The organism is Pseudoalteromonas sp. S558 (assembly GCF_005886635.1).
GTDB classification, from domain to species: Bacteria; Pseudomonadota; Gammaproteobacteria; order Enterobacterales; family Alteromonadaceae; genus Pseudoalteromonas; species Pseudoalteromonas aliena.
The window spans coordinates 30,271-47,848 of the sequence record NZ_PNDU01000018.1; the positions used below are offsets into that span (position 1 = coordinate 30,271).

General features: G+C 35.5%; 13 protein-coding genes. All 13 read right to left on the reverse strand.

Going from position 1 to position 17,578, the window contains the following annotated elements:
• Positions 1–61: 61 nt before the first annotated feature.
• Positions 62–2,275 carry a choice-of-anchor A family protein gene (locus CWB66_RS01555; RefSeq protein ID WP_138584077.1) on the reverse strand — a complete coding sequence of 738 codons (2,214 nt, stop codon included), beginning with the start codon at positions 2,273–2,275 and terminating at the stop codon, positions 62–64.
• Positions 2,276–3,377: 1,102 nt separating this feature from the next.
• Positions 3,378–4,547, reverse strand: a complete 1,170-nt coding sequence (locus CWB66_RS01560; RefSeq protein ID WP_171037445.1) for a sugar-transfer associated ATP-grasp domain-containing protein — start codon at positions 4,545–4,547, stop codon at positions 3,378–3,380.
• Complete coding sequence (locus CWB66_RS01565; RefSeq protein WP_138584079.1) at positions 4,531–5,274, reverse strand: WecB/TagA/CpsF family glycosyltransferase; 744 nt, start codon at positions 5,272–5,274, stop codon at positions 4,531–4,533. The genes CWB66_RS01560 and CWB66_RS01565 overlap by 17 nt, the downstream gene beginning before the upstream one ends.
• Positions 5,275–5,320: 46 nt before the next feature.
• Positions 5,321–6,490: a glycoside hydrolase family protein gene (locus tag CWB66_RS01570; protein WP_138584080.1), complete on the reverse strand. Its 1,170-nt coding sequence runs from the start codon at positions 6,488–6,490 to the stop codon at positions 5,321–5,323.
• The gene (locus tag CWB66_RS01575) at positions 6,487–7,539 is read right to left on the reverse strand and encodes a glycosyltransferase family 4 protein (RefSeq protein ID WP_138584081.1); all 1,053 of its coding nucleotides are present in this window, start codon (positions 7,537–7,539) and stop codon (positions 6,487–6,489) included. The genes CWB66_RS01570 and CWB66_RS01575 overlap by 4 nt, the downstream gene beginning before the upstream one ends.
• Before the next feature lie 9 nt (positions 7,540–7,548).
• On the reverse strand, positions 7,549–8,661 hold the full coding sequence (locus CWB66_RS01580; RefSeq protein ID WP_138584082.1) for a sugar-transfer associated ATP-grasp domain-containing protein: 1,113 nt from the start codon (positions 8,659–8,661) through the stop codon (positions 7,549–7,551).
• An 11-nt stretch (positions 8,662–8,672) separates the two neighbouring features.
• A complete protein-coding gene (locus tag CWB66_RS01585; protein ID WP_138584083.1) occupies positions 8,673–10,004 on the reverse strand; it encodes a phenylacetate--CoA ligase family protein in 1,332 nt (443 codons plus the stop codon).
• Between the two features lie 193 nt (positions 10,005–10,197).
• Positions 10,198–11,400 (reverse strand): VpsF family polysaccharide biosynthesis protein, encoded by a 1,203-nt coding sequence (locus CWB66_RS01590; RefSeq protein WP_138584084.1) that lies wholly within the window; start codon positions 11,398–11,400, stop codon positions 10,198–10,200.
• Positions 11,397–12,812 (reverse strand): oligosaccharide flippase family protein, encoded by a 1,416-nt coding sequence (locus CWB66_RS01595; RefSeq protein ID WP_252371700.1) that lies wholly within the window; start codon positions 12,810–12,812, stop codon positions 11,397–11,399. Before CWB66_RS01595 ends, CWB66_RS01590 begins: the two co-directional genes overlap by 4 nt.
• Positions 12,813–12,820: 8 nt before the next feature.
• Positions 12,821–13,975: a VpsD family glycosyltransferase gene (locus tag CWB66_RS01600; protein WP_138584085.1), complete on the reverse strand. Its 1,155-nt coding sequence runs from the start codon at positions 13,973–13,975 to the stop codon at positions 12,821–12,823.
• Positions 13,976–14,093: 118 nt separating this feature from the next.
• Complete coding sequence (wecC, locus tag CWB66_RS01605; RefSeq protein ID WP_138584086.1) at positions 14,094–15,344, reverse strand: UDP-N-acetyl-D-mannosamine dehydrogenase; 1,251 nt, start codon at positions 15,342–15,344, stop codon at positions 14,094–14,096.
• A gap of 36 nt (positions 15,345–15,380) precedes the next feature.
• Positions 15,381–16,514, reverse strand: coding sequence for a non-hydrolyzing UDP-N-acetylglucosamine 2-epimerase (gene wecB / locus CWB66_RS01610; RefSeq protein ID WP_077538250.1), 1,134 nt, complete (start codon positions 16,512–16,514; stop codon positions 15,381–15,383).
• Positions 16,515–16,548: 34 nt separating this feature from the next.
• Entirely contained in the window at positions 16,549–17,451 is a 903-nt protein-coding gene (gene galU, locus CWB66_RS01615) for a UTP--glucose-1-phosphate uridylyltransferase GalU (protein WP_138584087.1), read from the reverse strand.
• Positions 17,452–17,578 lie beyond the last annotated feature (127 nt).

The window sequence follows — 17,578 nt, forward strand, 5'->3', positions numbered from 1 at the left end:
TTTAGTTAAACAATAAAAAAAGCCAATTATAAATAATTGGCTTTTTTCAACAACGCTTAGCTTATTTTATTGTGCTTGAGCGATAAGTATTGTTATTTAACCAACTTTGTTTTTCAACCGTTGGTATTTTACCATCTTGAGTCACATTCGTTTGATGGAATGAATGTTGATTCCAAATGCGCGTTGCATTTTTCCATGGTTTACTACTATCAGCAGCACCATAAACAGTTACACCATTATTAATGCTATAACGACCGTCAAAATTATTAGAAACAGTAATCAGCTCTGCATTATTATCGCCAGCTAAGTCGACAACAATTGGGTATTCCCAAAGCGTGCCTGATGAGTTGTCTACAGATGATAAAACTGAACCATCAAGTCCGTTAAGTACTCTTACCTTGAGATGATCTTGCACTAATACTTCATCAATACCGTCACCATTAAAATCAAAGGCGCTCACCCCGACCTTACCGCTCCAATCATCGTTATTAGGTACAGACCATGCCAGCTGACCATATTCATCATACATAGTTACTGAAGTATAACCTGCATTTACGATCCCAATACTGTTAGCCCCTAAAAAGTTCGATATTGCCTGAGCGCCACCACCTGGAGCTGAATTAGTATCAACTACCCATTTAACGTTACCGTCGTCTTCAAGTGCTACAATGCGGCTGTTACCCGATGTTGGTCCTGACGGAATAGATAAAATAACTTCAGGTTTTTGATCATTGTCTATATCAGCTATAGAGGAGAACCATACGTCACTCTCACCAGTATATGACCAAAGAATAGCGCCATTACTATCTAACAATTGACCTCTAGTTAAAATTTCCTGAGCATCATCATTATTTGAATCAAAAATTGTATATGTTGGTGACCAATTAACATTAAATAATGAGCCAGTTTCATAATTATAAACAGCATCACCAAGCGTAAACTCTAAAGAACCATCATTGTTAATATCAGCAATAGCAATATTACTAGCAGTTTTCCAGCCAGAATTAACTTTAGCTATTTGTTTTATTGTTACACCTTTGTGATCTATAACAGATACAAAGTTTTCAAACCTACTTGAGGCAACAATTTCAACTATACCATCATTGTTAAAGTCTGCTGCGGCAACTGAGTATGAGGCATCAGCCATGATTGCACCCGAGGAATAATCCCAAAGCTCGCTGCCATCAATACCACTTAAGGCTCTCACTACCCCATTATTATAACCACCTTTTCTAAAGGCAACCACTACAACATCAGCAACATCGTTGTTATCAATAACACTATCGCCATTATCGTCATTTAACTGTACAACAACTGGAGTTGCTATTACTTGGTTGTATTCAGGCATAAACGTGCTGGCGTTCCACTGCCATTTTTGCTGCATCGCAAATGGTTTAATTGTTTTTGCCATATCTGGCAGGTCACCAGTAAACTCATTACCTAACAGTGTCATTGAACCTTGAAAGCTTTTACCTATAACAGGCATAACGGCTGCACCGTAAAGGCCACTAATATCAGCATGAGGGGCTAAAACTACGCCTTCCCAGCGATTTCCTTTTATATTAAGGTCGCGCGCGTCAACAAAATTAAAAACGGTTTTAGTTACATGGCTTTTAAGGCGAGCAAAACTTTTGCCTCTTACTAATAATGTTGAGTCACCACTTATATTAAAAATCATAGTAGCGCCAGCTGGCATGCCTTGAACTTTAAATGTATGTGCTCTAGCAAATTGCTGTGCATCAATATTAAACACTTGCGTTGCAGAGGTATTATCGCCTTGCAAATACAGCCCGCCCCACTTCCATTGAACCGTACCGGTTGAATCAAGCTGCGCAAGTTCGGTGCTTAAGTCTTTATAAAATGTTTCTTGTTCGTCAAAGTTAAACGGGAGTGAAGCTTGATCTTGATTTGCATAAACACTTGAGCCACGTTCCATACCCCAACGTACGCTCCAGTGTACATCTGTGCCACCGCCAGCAATCATGCTACCCACATATTGACGACCGATTCTAAATTTAATCCCCGTCTCACTAATTAAGTAGTATTCACTCGGGTTAGAACGGCGATTGTAACCTACGCTATAGCCACCTTTAATACTTATGTCACCCGCTGCAATTGCACCATCAGCACGCCCTAAATACGACTCAAATTCTTCAAATACAAATGCAGAAAAATTATTAGCAACACCTAAGTCACCAGCCAACGTTGATGTACTCGCTAAAGTTAGTGCAATCATTGCACTCAGTTTTTTATATTTTCTTAATGATTTAGTCATTTCTTCCCTCGAAAATGAAAAAGTGCATTATCCGGCACTAAAATTTGTAACACTGCGCTTAATAAAAAATTAAAAAGCCGCTTAACCTGTGCTGAAGATTATATATACAAATAAAATCAAAAGAAACACAAAATACAACAAAAGTACTGGCTTTATGTTAATTAAATGTTTATTTAATTTAAAATCAACTAGTTATAAAGTTTTAAATTCGAATTTAGATTTAAATAAAAAATAATAGTAATTTTCTCTCTGGGAACAAAGCACGAGCTAAAAACTAGCATCAAATAAAAAAGGATTATGTGATTCAGTCGTAATGGTAAATTATATTACTGTAAATAATACGCAGAATGAGGCTATTTACTGATTTAATAATGCATCACTATTTGAGGGAGGTGGGACTAGCAATAACTTGAAATGTATTTTTTCACTACAGCCTTTAAACTAAAACATATTTACGAATTCATAAATCGCAATACATCAAGATAAGTTGACAGCGAATATACGGAACGGTTCTACACAATATAAATTAATTAAGCTATTTAAGCCCCTAAAAAACAGCTCTAAGACCCTTTTTTCAAAAATTAAATACACTGGAAATATGGCAATTATAGATAAAGCTAGAGACGTAGAAGATGTTTTTAAAAGGCTCCAGATTAAAAAGAGTATAAAAATGAGTGGCACCGAAGCCCAATTCACGTATATCAACATGAACGCTCTGTAATACGGCGATATAATAAATCAAGCTTAGGCATATTATTTACCTGCTCACTTCCAAAAAATATAGTGGTAAACAAAAAAAGAAAAAATGGCATTACTAGCTAGTGATTTAATTAATGCACCTTTGCGGATTGCTGCCAAGCAACTAAATAACCAGATATGAAAAGAGTAAATAAGTACATAAATACTCTCTTTTAATCAAATAACATGATCTAAAACAACAAGAATAATTCCTAGTGCTTTCATATGATCAATATAGTTTATACGTAACATTTCAGTATTCCTTAGAGCGGAGAGTGTAAGTATTTGTTTTTAAATATAACCACTCTCGTCCCATATTATTCAAAGATAATATAAAAACTCCATTTGTTATTACCTTATAGTGCTATAAGCGTTGATGGTTTATTGCGTAGTGTTTAAAATATTCAGTATTTTCAGAGTAACCAATTAACTCAGAGTAAAATAAATTGTTTTTACCAAAGGCTTGTGTACATGTTTGCTGAGCTAAAATATCATAATCAGCATTTACCTCTAATATAAGTGGGCCATTTTCAGTTAAAGCAATATCCCAACCCAGTGATTTAAGATTTGGAAGCTGTAAAGCCGCTTCTTTTACAATATTAATGATCTCGTCCCAATATGGAACCTCTAGGCCAGAAAAAGAAACACCTGAGTCAGGATGCTCTGAATATAAATTCTTACAATAGTCGATACCTTGTGAACTTAAGGCTCCAGTTTGAATATTAACATTTACACCTATTCCACCCGCTTTCCCTGACCAATTGTCAACTTTACGACCATTCCTACCAATTCGTAAGTAGGCTGAATTTATAATTACTTCACTTGTTTTTGAAAGTAACGAATCAACTCTGATTGTATTTACAGACTCTGGATAAAGGTGTTGATTAAATGAATGCTGTTGTATTTTTTCTTCAATTAAATAACCACAAGGTGATTCAGCAAATATTTTATTTAATAACTCTGCTGAAGTATAACTGACACCCGAAATTTCAAATTTTTTAACTGCATCAACATTAACATTAATTACATTCACACCAACCCCTTGGGATGAATCAATCACAGGTTTAATAACAATAGCATTTACAGTAATAGAGTCTAAAATTGCTTCAGCACTTATACCATTTAGGCCTGTTGACTCATTTGTATAGATGTTATGTGAAATAACATTTATTAGTTTAGCTGTAGGTATATTAGAATCAGACATCAATTTATGGAACAAAAACTTATCATCAGCAAAAACTGCATACCTGCTATCATTTAAACATTTTTGTCTAAAGTCACCGAAAAGCAAACCAGTTGAATATAGCTTGACTTCATCTAAGCTTTTATTTTTTTTGTAGCCATCATATTTAAAATAGTTATGGGGCCAATATTTTATCGCTCGCGCTAATAAATAGAGCTCTTTAATTTGTTGTAATAGTGGTTTTCTTTCTTTGTCACGGAACATTTTAATTATAAATTCATTATAAAAATAAGTGACTCTACTTTTGTTAATAATATTGAACACATCAACTTCCTTATTTAAATTTTTCACTTAGTAATAATATTATAAATTTAGTGTTAGTTACTAAATAACGTTTCCACATCCGACCTGGTTCTTGCATAACTCTGTATAGCCATTCTAAGCCTGCTTTTTGCATCCATAGCGGTGCGCGTTTAACTTTACCAGCGACTACATCAAACGTGCCACCTACGCCCATTACAAAATCAACACCTAGTTTATCTTGCCATTTATTAATAAAATTTTCTTTTTTAGGTGATGTGATAGCAACAAATAACAACTTAGCGCCCGATTCTCTTATTTTAGTGACTACGGCCTCTTCATCTTCCCCCTCTTTATTGCCAAAGAAATAACCATCATGATAACCAGCAATATTTAAATTAGGGTTTTGTGCTTTAACTACTTCCACTGTTTTGCTCACCACTTCTTCGGTGGCACCCAATAAAAAAACAGGGAAGTCTCGTTTTGCACTCATCGCTAATAGCTCATGAAATAAGTCAACGCCTGCAACGCGTTCTGGCACATCGTGTCCTAAAAAACGTGCACCAAAAACAACCCCCATACCATCAATATTAATTAAATCACATGCTTTAACCGAATCGGCTAACGTTGGATCTTTTTGCATGTTTACTATTTTTGCAACATTTACCACAACGTGTTGTAAAAACTCTTTTTTTTCTATTCTATTTTCGATAAAAGACACGGTTTCTTGCATTGTAGCAATGTCCATCGGGGCCTTTAAAAATTCAATGCGTTTCATTAATATAATCCATTCTTAAATAGTGCTTAGCTTAAACAGTTACGTGCTACTTGTTAGATTTATTGCGATTAAAAAAGGCAAATGAATAATATACCCATGCCTGAGTCCAACGCACATAATCTACTTTATTGGTGAAGTGTTTATTTTTTTGATAAATAAAGCGCTGGTGTGTTGGTAAATACAAAGTTTCAATAGAGCGATTAATTATCTTTTCTGTCATTGCGAAATCTTCTGCTGTTTTACCTACTTTTAAAAGGGTAAAAATAGCTTGGGACACACAGTGCATGTCTAGTGGATATCTATTATTGTTGTAGTATTTAGCCGTACCATCTTCTTCAAAAAGATGCACTTTATAGTATTGCAAACCAAGGTCGATAGCCGTTTTAAATTCGTCTGTAACTAGAGCATCACTTAATAAAGTCAAGGCTTCTAGATTATATCCGGTATGAAAACCATCAATAAATTGGTGGTGGTGTCTTGCGCCGTAAACCCAAGACCCATCAGTGCCTTGTTCTGATACTGTTTGTCTAGCCGCACTAAGTGCTAGCTTTTTATACTCTTGATTATCTGTAAGTGCAGCGACTTTAGCCACCCAAGCAGCTCCCCAAAGATTAGCATTATGAACAAATGCAGTTTCACCCGGTATGTAACCAAAAAATTGCCTCCCCTCAAGCTTGGTGTATAAAGTTTTAACAATAAAATGCGCGCTATCGAGTGCCGGCTCACTATATTTGGCTTCCCCTGTTATTTCACTTAATGCATATAGAGCCTGCGCTACATAAATGGTGGTAATAACGTTTGGTTTACCTTTGGGAACAAAGAATGCGCGTGCATTCCAATCAAAATGATAACCCCAGCAGCTATGCTGCCATAATTCTCGATCACTTTGTTGAGTTAACAACCAATCGGCTAGCTGTATTGCTTCATCTAAATATACTTGCTCATTCGTTGCTTTATAGTCTTCTAATAAGCCTAAAATAAATAAGCCAATCCCCTTCGGATTACGCTTTTTAGGTACACCAAATAACGGACGTAAATTGATGGCTAAACGCTTATGTAATTGAATCCATGCAAGACCAAAAATGCCTTTTTTTAAACCTGGAAACCAATTGAAAAAGCGACTGTTTAATCCATCAAATGGATCTTGACCCGCGTAGTCATGCTTTTTCGCTGCAGAAATTATTTTTTCAGCGATCAAATCAACTTGGTTATTCACTTTACGTTCTCGTTTATTAATTTTTGATAATAATTAGATAATGTTTCAGCCACTACGTCTTCTTTAAAGCATTCTAAAAATTTTAGCTTGGCCATTTCACCTAGTTGCTGTCGTTTATCTGTATTTTGTGCAAGTTCGCTAAGTGCTATAGCTATTTGCTCTATATTACCTGGTTGCACCAATAAACCTTGTACATCATCCGTTATAGCATCCTCTACAGCCCCAACCGGCGTAGTTACAACAGGTAAACCTACTGACATAGCTTCAAGAATGCTCATAGGTAATCCTTCTGCGTAACTTGGTAATACAACAACGTCAGTACGAGCTAATAAATCGAGCTTTTGTGTTTTGTTTATCCAACCTAAAAACTCTACTTTATTCAACACATCTAACTCTTCGCACAAACTAATTAAGCTATCCACATCACCATTACCAGCAATTAATAACCGTGCATTCTCATTTTTAGATATTGCAAAAGCATGTATTAAATCTTTAATGCCTTTTCGTTCACTAAGCTCCCCCATAAAGGTAAAGTTGCATGTAGTATGCTGCAATTTATTGAGCACTAACTCGGGAACAGGGTTATGTAAAATATCCCATTTTTCCCCTGTAGCGTTTTGCAATACATCTGTCCAATAGCTACCCAGACATAACCTGAGATTATAAAAACTAAAAATATAATCTATATACCTTTTTTTTATACCGGATGCATTTTTATAATACGAATCTAAATTTGCTGCGTGATTTTGGTAAATTATTGGTATTCTGAAGAGCTTTAACCAAAGTGCGTAGTAACTTTTACGCAATACACTACCACCATGAATGTGAGCCACTTTGTAATCATTGAATAGCAATAAAAAAGGAAATGAAATAAACGCATAAAGCGAACTTGTATACTTAGTAATTCGGCCTTCAGGCTTATTCGTAAAGAAGTAGCTAATTAAATATTTAGAGTTTAAATATTTACTCGCCATAAAGGTGCTAACAACGCTAGCCACCCCGCCTGCACCTTTATTCGATACACTAATAACTAATACTTTATTCTTCAATTTAGTCCCTTACATTTTAACTGTTTTGTTTTCTTTAAACTTACCTTCCAACCCACCTAAAGCAGACTGTAACCCATCGATACCAAATAAAGTGTTAACCTCAATGATCACAATACCATCTTCAGTTACTGCTATGTCCCAACCTGTCAGGTTCATAATTATATTTTTATTTGCTAACTCAATAAGTTTATTCTTAATTTCAGACCAGTTTGGAATTCTTAACTCTTCAAATTTAAAACCTGAATCGGGATGTTCATAAAATTTTTCTGCCCCATACTCATAGGTGGCATAATTTCTTAACGCGTGCCCATCAGAAATATTAATACCAATAACTAACCCTCCTGCAGAAGTATTATCAATTTCACTGCCTTTTGATCCCATTCTTAAAGTAATAGCTACAATTTCAATTTTCCCTTCCAGATTTCTTTTTGTAATAGCCCTTAAAGTGTTGACACTATGTGGGTAAACTTTCGTTATTGAATCATGTTGTATTATTGCTTCTTCTACTACGTAATCATCTTTTAGATTAGTCAGATACGCATAGTTAAATTCATCATCATTTATGTAAAAAACACTATCTTTCTTTTTTGCAACTAAAATCCCGCTCCCACCGCGTCCATTCACTGGCTTGATGAATAATTTACTACAACAATGTGCTTTTAATAGCTCCTCAAAAGTTTGCACAGTTAAAGCGGCTCCTAAAGAACTAAAAATATGCTTAGATCTCTTTCTTACTATCACATTAGCACTTGGAAACCCCATTCCTTTGAATAAAGTATCCATGACTATTTTGTCTTCAACAATACTAAGTAATGCTTTTGAGTTATCGTATTGTGGGAATATAATCCGGTAAAAATAATAACTTGGGATGAAACGCTTCATATCCTCGATGCTAAGCGTGCAACTCTTTGAATAAAAGTCATGATTAAAGTACTGAAGCGGGTAGCAACCCCAGTAATCTCTCAGCTCTTTCATTTCAGACTTTATTAATGCTTTATTTTTCTTGTTTTTTGATAACTTATAACGACGTAGATTGTCTTTATATCTATAATTAAAATTTATTAAATATAAACACCTGATTTTTTCTATAAGCTTGTGCTTAAATAAAATAAAATAACTCATTGAAACACCTCTTATAGAGTACAAATAGCTTGTCTTACCTTGCCATTTTTAGTTCTGACTAAATCGTCAACAATCGCAATAGTGATATCAATTTTGCTACCTAAACGCTCTTTAACATTGCAAACTAATTTCAACTTTTGGTCTGCTGTAAAGTCATTATTACACGTTACTAAAACTCTGATTTTCATATACTCTTCTTGATGAAACTGCACACCTAACAAACCACTGACACCTTTAGGTATGTGATTTAATATATGAACTTTTTGACCATCTTCAGCAATTAAATAATCTCCCATTCGCCCTTCAATAGAATCAATAATTGGAAATACACGCCCGCATGGACACGATATTTCATCTGATAATAAAACGTGGTCGCCTGTTTTATAGCGGACTAAGGGGTAAAGAGAATTGTTAAAATTAGTACCGACAATTTCAGCTCTATCTCGTCCATTTTCAGCTTTCCCTGCAGGCAATAATTCTACGTGAGCGTAGTCTGTTAATATGTGATATCGGCCATGTTCACAACTGGCAATTGCAGCTACACGCTCAAATAACCCATACCAATCAAATACGGTGCATTTAAATCTTCTCTCGACTAATGCTTTGTCTTCTTTGCTAAGAGACTCTGACGAGGTAATGATTGACTTTAAAGTACCTTGATAATAGGTGTCATTACTCTCTAAATGCTTTGCCAGCGTAACAATAGACGATGGATACGCTTGAATCGCTTGGACCCCATAGTTTTGCATTGCATTTAAATAACCATCTAGGTTTTTTTGTGCCAGATGAAATGAAGATAATAAAATCATATTCTCAAAATACGAGTAACGCCAAAAAGGGCCTTTTTTTTGCTCTTGTGGGACAATCATATCGCCGCGCAACCACGCTCGTTTGTCGTTATGCTGAATTCCAGCCCAGTGCATCATTCTATTTATAAAAGCTTGCTCTGTAATTACCGATTGCATATTTTGTGGAATAGATAATGGAGCGCCTGTGGTGCCACTGGTTGACCCTTTAATAATCACACCTGATTTATTAGGCGACAAAAACTTATCTTTATTGCTATTTACCTCAGCCTTATCAATGTAAGGAAACCTATTTATATCATCGGCAAAGCGTTGATAAAAAGCGATGTTACGTTGCGCTTCTGTAAGTACGTTTTTAAGGGTTTTACTTTGATATTGCTTTAGCGCCTCTGAGTCATAATCATGGGAGATTAACTCTTTGGTGAGCTGCTCACACTCTTTATTTTCTCTAAGTTTTTTGCGTATAAATGCTCTTGAACTTAGTAGAATATTCTGAATAAAAACTGGACTCAATTTATATACTTTATTTGTAAACATTAAAAATAATCCTTTGACGCAATATTTAATTTAATAAATTTCCATGAACCTTCTGCAACGTCGCTATTACGCGGTATCTCAGTAAATAAGAAACGAAATGTTCTAATGTTAACCTTGAAAAAAATACTTAGAAAAAGTGTTAACGACAAAGTTGCCTTATATTTATTGATTAAAGCAACAACACTAAAACCTCTCATGCCTTATCCTCTAAAGAGCGACTAAGGTATAAAGCACTGAACAATAGGAGTAAAGCAGGTGTTTTGGTTGTTAACGCGTTATTTGTTAGTGAAACAATAATAAATACAATGAGTGCAACACTAACCCTTATATGACTATTTCTAACTAGCTTCATTGGAAGTTTATAGCAGCTGTAAATAAGCAGAAATGTACAAATCGATCCAAAGCTCACAATCCAACCAATTAAATAATTTTCGATAACATCTATTTCAATATAAAACGCGATATTATTAATTAGCTCTTGTGATGCACCAAATATCCATTCTAGTGGGCTTAATTGCTCCAGTATAATAAACACATCAAACCGCGCTTGTGCACTGCCATCAACGTGTAACTTACTTAAAATACGTGACCCTATAGGTGTAAAAATAATAATCAGCGAAGTAAAAATGACCGCGCAAAAAGTGAGAGCTTGTAACGCGGCAAATCGCATTTTTGTCATTTTAATACCCTTCGTTAAAAATGCAGGTATTTTAGGAGCGACGAGTATAAATGTGCCGAAAAGAAAAACCCCGACCGCTGCCCTGCCGCCAAAAGCAAACAAGGCTAAAAAAATCACTGTAAAATATAGCGAGGCAGGAAAACGAGTTTGATTCATTAAAAGTGGCGCTAAAGCAGCCGTAATTAATGCATTATTTAATGGATGAGTTAACAACGCCGTTGAGCGAAAATGACTAAAGCTAGAAAAATCAACATCGACTAAAGTATTACCCGAAATAAACTCTAAAATAGCAATCACTGCATTAATAAATAATAAGTACGCTAACAGTCGCAATAACTTTTTTTTATGTTCTAACTTTAACTGACTTAATAAATAAATAGCTAATAAACCCGAAACCATAGTATCTACTATGTAAGCCATTCCTGATGTACCAAATCGAAATAAGCCATAAAGTATTACTCCAACAATACATAATAAGCTTAGTATCCATGTCCCTCGAAGATCTTTAAGATTAATTAAAGGTGCATTTATACCCTGCTTTAAGGTAAGCAAACCAACAGTAAGCATCAAAATATAAGTAGAGATGTGTATTTTTACTAATGGATTACCTCCTTCAGATACATATTGAATACCCAAGCTTTCAAGTACATACCCCCCAAAAATAAAAGAGCATAAAAAAGTAAAAAACATTATTTTATAAATATTTTCACTTCTCATTTATTTAAAATCCATGTTTTACATTTTTTATGATTTAGTAGGGCAAGCACCAATATAAATATGCATACACCTATCATTACATCAAAAATAATATTTAAAATGGGTAAGTCAATTGAGATAAAATTATAAACACGAAGCTCAGGTAGCAAAATAGCCATACATACTGTTGAAAAAATAATTTTATATACTTGATTTGGTATAGGGTATTTATATCCTTTTTTAATAGATAACCATAACGCTAGCCCGAATGAGACCAAACTTGCGCTTAAAAAAGCACTTGCTGCGCCTATCAAGCCATAAAGAGGGATCAAAGTAACTAATAAGAAAAGATTAATAATTAAAGAAAAAACACTGATTCTTGGCAAATATTTAGTATTTAAAGAAAACTGTAAACCATGATCTATATAATGCGCCTTTAAATTTATAACAAATACACCTGCGCACAAAATATAAATAATTGTAGGACCTTGCGCCAAATACTCGTCACTTAATAATAGCTGAGTGATGGGCTCTGCCAGAATACAAAAACCAACTAAAGCAGGCATTGCGACACAAGTAAGTAAAGTTAAGTACTCGCCATGAGCTTTATAAAGCGCTGTTTTGTCGTTGATTTTTTTTGTTAGCTCAGGATAACTTGGTAGAGCGACAACCATAAAAATAAGCGCACCGATACCAAGAAGAATATTTGATATAGCAGCGTAAATACCTGTTTGTGCTAAATCTAGGTAATCTGCGATAAAATATCGGTCTAAACGGCTTGATATTGCAGCAACTAAGCCGCTTGCCATTAGCGGTAAACCGTAAGCAAAAACAGCTTTAGCATCCACTGTTTTAAGCTTAGAGAAGCCTACACTTAAACGTTTAAAAACGCTAATACCCGCAACAACATAACTAAAAGATAATGCGTATAGTGCAAGTAAAATATCAGTATGTATAAACAACAAAGCACCGGTGAATACAATCGACATTATCGATTGAGTTAGTACCGCTATCCTATATTGATTTAAACGTTCCATAACACGCGCTAATTCAAGATAAAATAAATACAATGCTTTAGTTAAAAAAAGCAAAAATGTCGCTATTGATGTATTAATACTTAATAGTTCTGTTAAGTGTAAACCTACAATAACTAACGCAAATGCGGGTAGTGTGCAACACAGTATTATTGAACACGCGATAGCAGCAAAATACGAATGTTGATCGCTACTTTTACTTGGGAGTAAACGCAGCATGCTCGAATTAATCCACTGAGCAGCAACGGCTCTGACAATTTCGACGGTAAGCAGCATTAATGCCAACATACCGTATTCTGTAGTGGTTAATAGCTTAGTGTGAATGCTTATTAAAGCAAAAACACTGATTGCAGCAAAAACTTGAACTGGTGCATATTTTAGTAGAGCTTTAAACATCATTTATCCTGTTACTTTTTTTCAAGCAGTTGGTTATAAAGAAAATGATATTTTTTAATTATTTCAGATAAATTAAACTCATTTTTGAGTACATCTACTGAAAATTCAGAATCATGTTCATTGATACATTTATTGATTTGGTCAACGGTCGTATTTTCGCTTAAATACAAAATCCCCAATGACTCAAAAAAAGATTTTTTTTCACTTAAAATACCGACCTCAGTGCACAATAAAGGAAGCCCCGAAGCAATTATCTCCAATGGAACTAAGCCAAACGTTTCTTCTTTTGAAGTAAAAATACCGCAATCCGCATGACTATAAAGTTCAACAAGTTCTCGCTTATTTTTTTTACCTAAAAAGCTTATTTCACTACAAAGCCCCTGTTCTTCAACAGTATTTATAAGTTTTTGTGAATAAAGTGCGTTGGATACCCCGCCCACAATATTTAAATGGCAGTGAAAGCCACTATTTTTTAATTTAGCGATTAAAAAAATCGCTTGCTCAATATTTTTTTTAGGATTAATTAAAGAACAAGTAATAAACTGTAGCGAGTTATTGCTTGATCTAGGTGGTTTTTTTGAAGCGTAAAAAAAACTTTCATCAATAGGGTTATATATTATTTCAGATTCAATACCATCTTTAAGTAAGGCATCTTTAAGTATTTTTCCTACAACAATTTTTTTATCCCCTAGTGATTTTGTCAGAAGAGGAATTATTTTTTCATACAAGAGGTTGTTCAAAAAACCAAAGCTATGACGGCCAATTTTTTTATAGCTGTGGATTGTTACAACCGATCTTCCATTGTGTCCACAACCTAGCAAAGAACTCCAGAAATGTGTATGAACTAAATCAGGTTTTAGCTTTTTTAACAGCTTTCGAATATGCCAATTTTGCCATACTATTCCAGGTATTTTAAAACCCGTATGCTTGCTAGAACAAGGTAACCAAATAAAATCGACATGCTCAGCTAGGCTAATAACTTCGCCTGTGTAAGGTGTTTTACTTTGCGGATCTAAACCAATAATAGTGTATTTAAACTCGGGGTTTACTTGGCTAACCAAGTATTCTCCAAACATCTGGCAAACACTGTCTACCCCACCGCAGTTTTCAGTGCCCCATTCGTAAGTTGAGAGAGGCATAATTAGTACTATATGTTGCTTAGGCATAATAGTTATTCTTAATAAAACATACGGCTAAATTATTTAATAATGCTAAATGTAAGGTGCATAAAGCACCTTTACATACATCACTTTTAATCGATTTAAAGGTAATCATCTGAATCTCTTAAATTATACCGCGAGTATCAATGACAACTTTTGAAGCAAATTGCGTTTTATCCGCTGCTTTAAATTGTTTATGATCAACAAGCACGACAATAATATTTGCTTGCTCTAACGCTGAATCAAGAGAGGTAAGTTCGACACCTTTTGACGCTAATTTTTCAGGAAGCTCATGTATATTAGGCTCTACCGCTAATATTTTACCAACATTTTTTGAAGCTAATTCTTGTACGATTTGAAGTGCAGGACTTTCGCGAAGATCGTCTATATCTGCTTTAAATGCTAAACCTAAGCATGCAATAACAGGACGTTTAAACTCGTCGGCCGCTTTAGTTATTTTGCTAATAACATAATACGGTTTAGCGTCATTAGTCAGGCGCGCTTGCTTTATAATGTTGGCTTCATCTGGGCAACTCGCAACAATAAACCAAGGATCAACCGCGATGCAATGCCCGCCTACACCAGGACCTGGGTTTAAAATGTTTACGCGAGGATGACGATTAGCTAACTTTACCAGTTCCCAAACATTAATTTTAAGTTTGTCACATATTACAGATAGCTCATTAGCAAATGCGATGTTTACATCACGAAATGAGTTTTCAGTTAGTTTTGCCATTTCGGCTGTTCTTGCATTAGTAACAATGCATTCACCACGTACAAAAAGTTCGTATAATTTTACGGCTTTTTCACTACATGCTTTGCTCATTCCACCAATTACACGGTCGTTTGAAACAAGTTCTTGTAAGACATAACCTGGTAATACACGTTCAGGGCAATGTGCAATATTAATATCGGCGGCATCGCCTTTGTCTTGTGGGAATGTTAGATCGGGGCGGGCTTCGCTTAACCACTGAGCTAGTTGTTCGGTTGCGCCTACTGGTGAAGTCGATTCTAAAATAACTAAGTTGCCCTTTTCGAGCACTGGTGCAATTGTTTTTGCTGCTGACTCTATATAACTTAAGTCAGCTTTATGATCGCCACTTTCGCTATGTATAAATGGTGTAGGTACTGCTACCATAAACACATCTGCTTTTTCTGGTGTGGTCGTTGCACGTAAATTACCGGTAGACACAACCCCTCTTACGATTATATCTAGATCAGGTTCTACAATATGGATTTCACCTGCATTTATTGTGTCAACTGCTTTTTGGTTTACATCCAAACCAATAACGTTAACCCCTCTTGATGCAATTACGGCTGCTGTTGGTAATCCTATATACCCTAAACCTACTACTGATACTGTTTTAATCGTCATAATAAATCCTATATAAATAAGTCTGTAAAACGTCTATTACACGTTAAAGTGCTGTTTAATTTTTAAAATAATACGTTCACACGCTTTACCATCACCGTAAGGATTATGTGCGCGACTCATCGTTTCATAATCAGCTTGGTTTGTTAGTAAGTTTTTAACCTCATTAATAATGCGGTTTTTATCTGTTCCAACAAGTTTAACAGTGCCAGCAGCTACGGCCTCTGGGCGTTCGGTTGTGTCACGCATTACTAATACAGGTTTGCCTAAGCTTGGCGCTTCTTCTTGAACACCGCCGGAATCGGTTACAATTATGTGTGCTTTGCTCATAAGGTACACAAATGGTAAGTAGTCTTGAGGCTCGATAAGTTGTACGTTTTTAACATTTTTTAAGATACGGTTTACCGGTTCACGTACATTTGGGTTTAAATGCATTGGATAGAGAACTTGCGCTTCTGGGTGAGCTGTGGCTATTTCAGCAAGGGCTTCACAAATACGCTCAAATCCACCACCAAAACTTTCACGTCGGTGTCCGGTTACTAGAATTAGTTTTTTACTTTCATCTAATTCTGGAAATTTAGCTTGAAGAGTCTGAATTAATGTTTCGTCCGTTTTTACTTTATCAACTACTTGTAATAATGCGTCTATAACCGTGTTTCCGGTGACAATGATGTCATCAGCGTTTACGCCTTCGTTTAATAAATTTTGCTCGGAGGTATCTGTAGGCGCAAAGTGTAGTTTGGTAATTGCTCCCGTTAATTTACGGTTGCCTTCTTCAGGCCACGGAGATGCTAAATTGCCTGTACGTAATCCTGCTTCTACATGCCCGACAGGAATTTGTTGATAAAAGGCAGCTAGGCTTGCCGAAAGTGTTGTACTTGTATCGCCATGAACGAGAATTAAATCAGGCTTAAACTCTTCAAGTATTGGCTTTAAGCCTAAAAGAATATTTGTTGTTACGTCGTACAGGCTTTGCCCCGGTTTCATGATATCTAAATCATATTCAGGGGTAATTTCAAATAAGTCTAACACCTGATCAAGCATTTCTCTGTGCTGCGCTGTTACGCATACTTTTGCTTCGATGCCGTCAGCTAGTTTTAATGCTTTAACCAATGGTGCCATTTTAATAGCTTCGGGACGTGTACCAAAAATACTTAATACTTTAATAGCCATGTTATTCCTTAATTTTAACGAATTCATTGTTGTTTTAACTAATGCTTGCAGCCATTAAGCTTTTAACTTGTTTGGTAAATTCTTCACCCATAACGCTCGATTGCATTGCATACTCAACATTTGCAAGCATATAACCCAATTTTGAACCACAATCATGTGACTTACCTTTTAAGTGGTAAGCTTCTAATGGTTCTAGGTGGCGAAGTTGAAGTAGCGCATCAGTAAGTTGTATCTCATTACCAGCACCTGGGGGAGTATATTCGAGTAAATCCCAAATAGCTGGAGAGACTACGTAGCGACCTGTAATAGCTAAATTGCTAGGGGCATCGTCGCCAGTAGGTTTCTCTATCATATTTTTAATTATTGCGTTTTCACCAGGCATTATTGTTTTGCCAGCTAGATCAACAACACCATAATTATGAACTTGTTCAGCAGGCACTTTTTCAACCATTATTTGGTTATGGCCTGTTGTTTCGAAGCGAGTGATCATTTGCGCTAAATTATCAGTTTTTAGGTTCGACTTATATTGGTCTATAATCACGTCGGGTAATAAAATTGCGAATGGATTATTACCAACTATAGGACGAGCTTCTAAAATTGCGTGGCCTAATCCTAATGGGGCTGATTGACGAACAGATATAATAGTAACGCCCCTAGGGACTATTGATCGCACTTCATCTAATAAGCTTCGTTTTACACGCGCTTCTAACGTGGCCTCTAGTTCAAAACTAGTATCAAAGTGGTTCTCTATTGAATTTTTTGAAGCATGTGTAACAAGTATTATTTCTTTAATTCCAGCTTGTACGGCTTCATTTACAACATATTGAATTAAAGGTTTATCAACGAGGGGAAGCATTTCTTTAGGCGTTGCTTTTGTTGCTGGTAACATTCTTGTACCTAGGCCTGCAACTGGTAATACTGCTTTTAATACACTCACTTTAATTCCTTTTTAGTTACTTTAGACAGTAAATAACTTAGGCCGCGTAAAAGATAAATACTATCTACTTTACGAGCACCACAACCTTGTGGGCGTGCATTATACACAACACACTAATTCGCTCAAT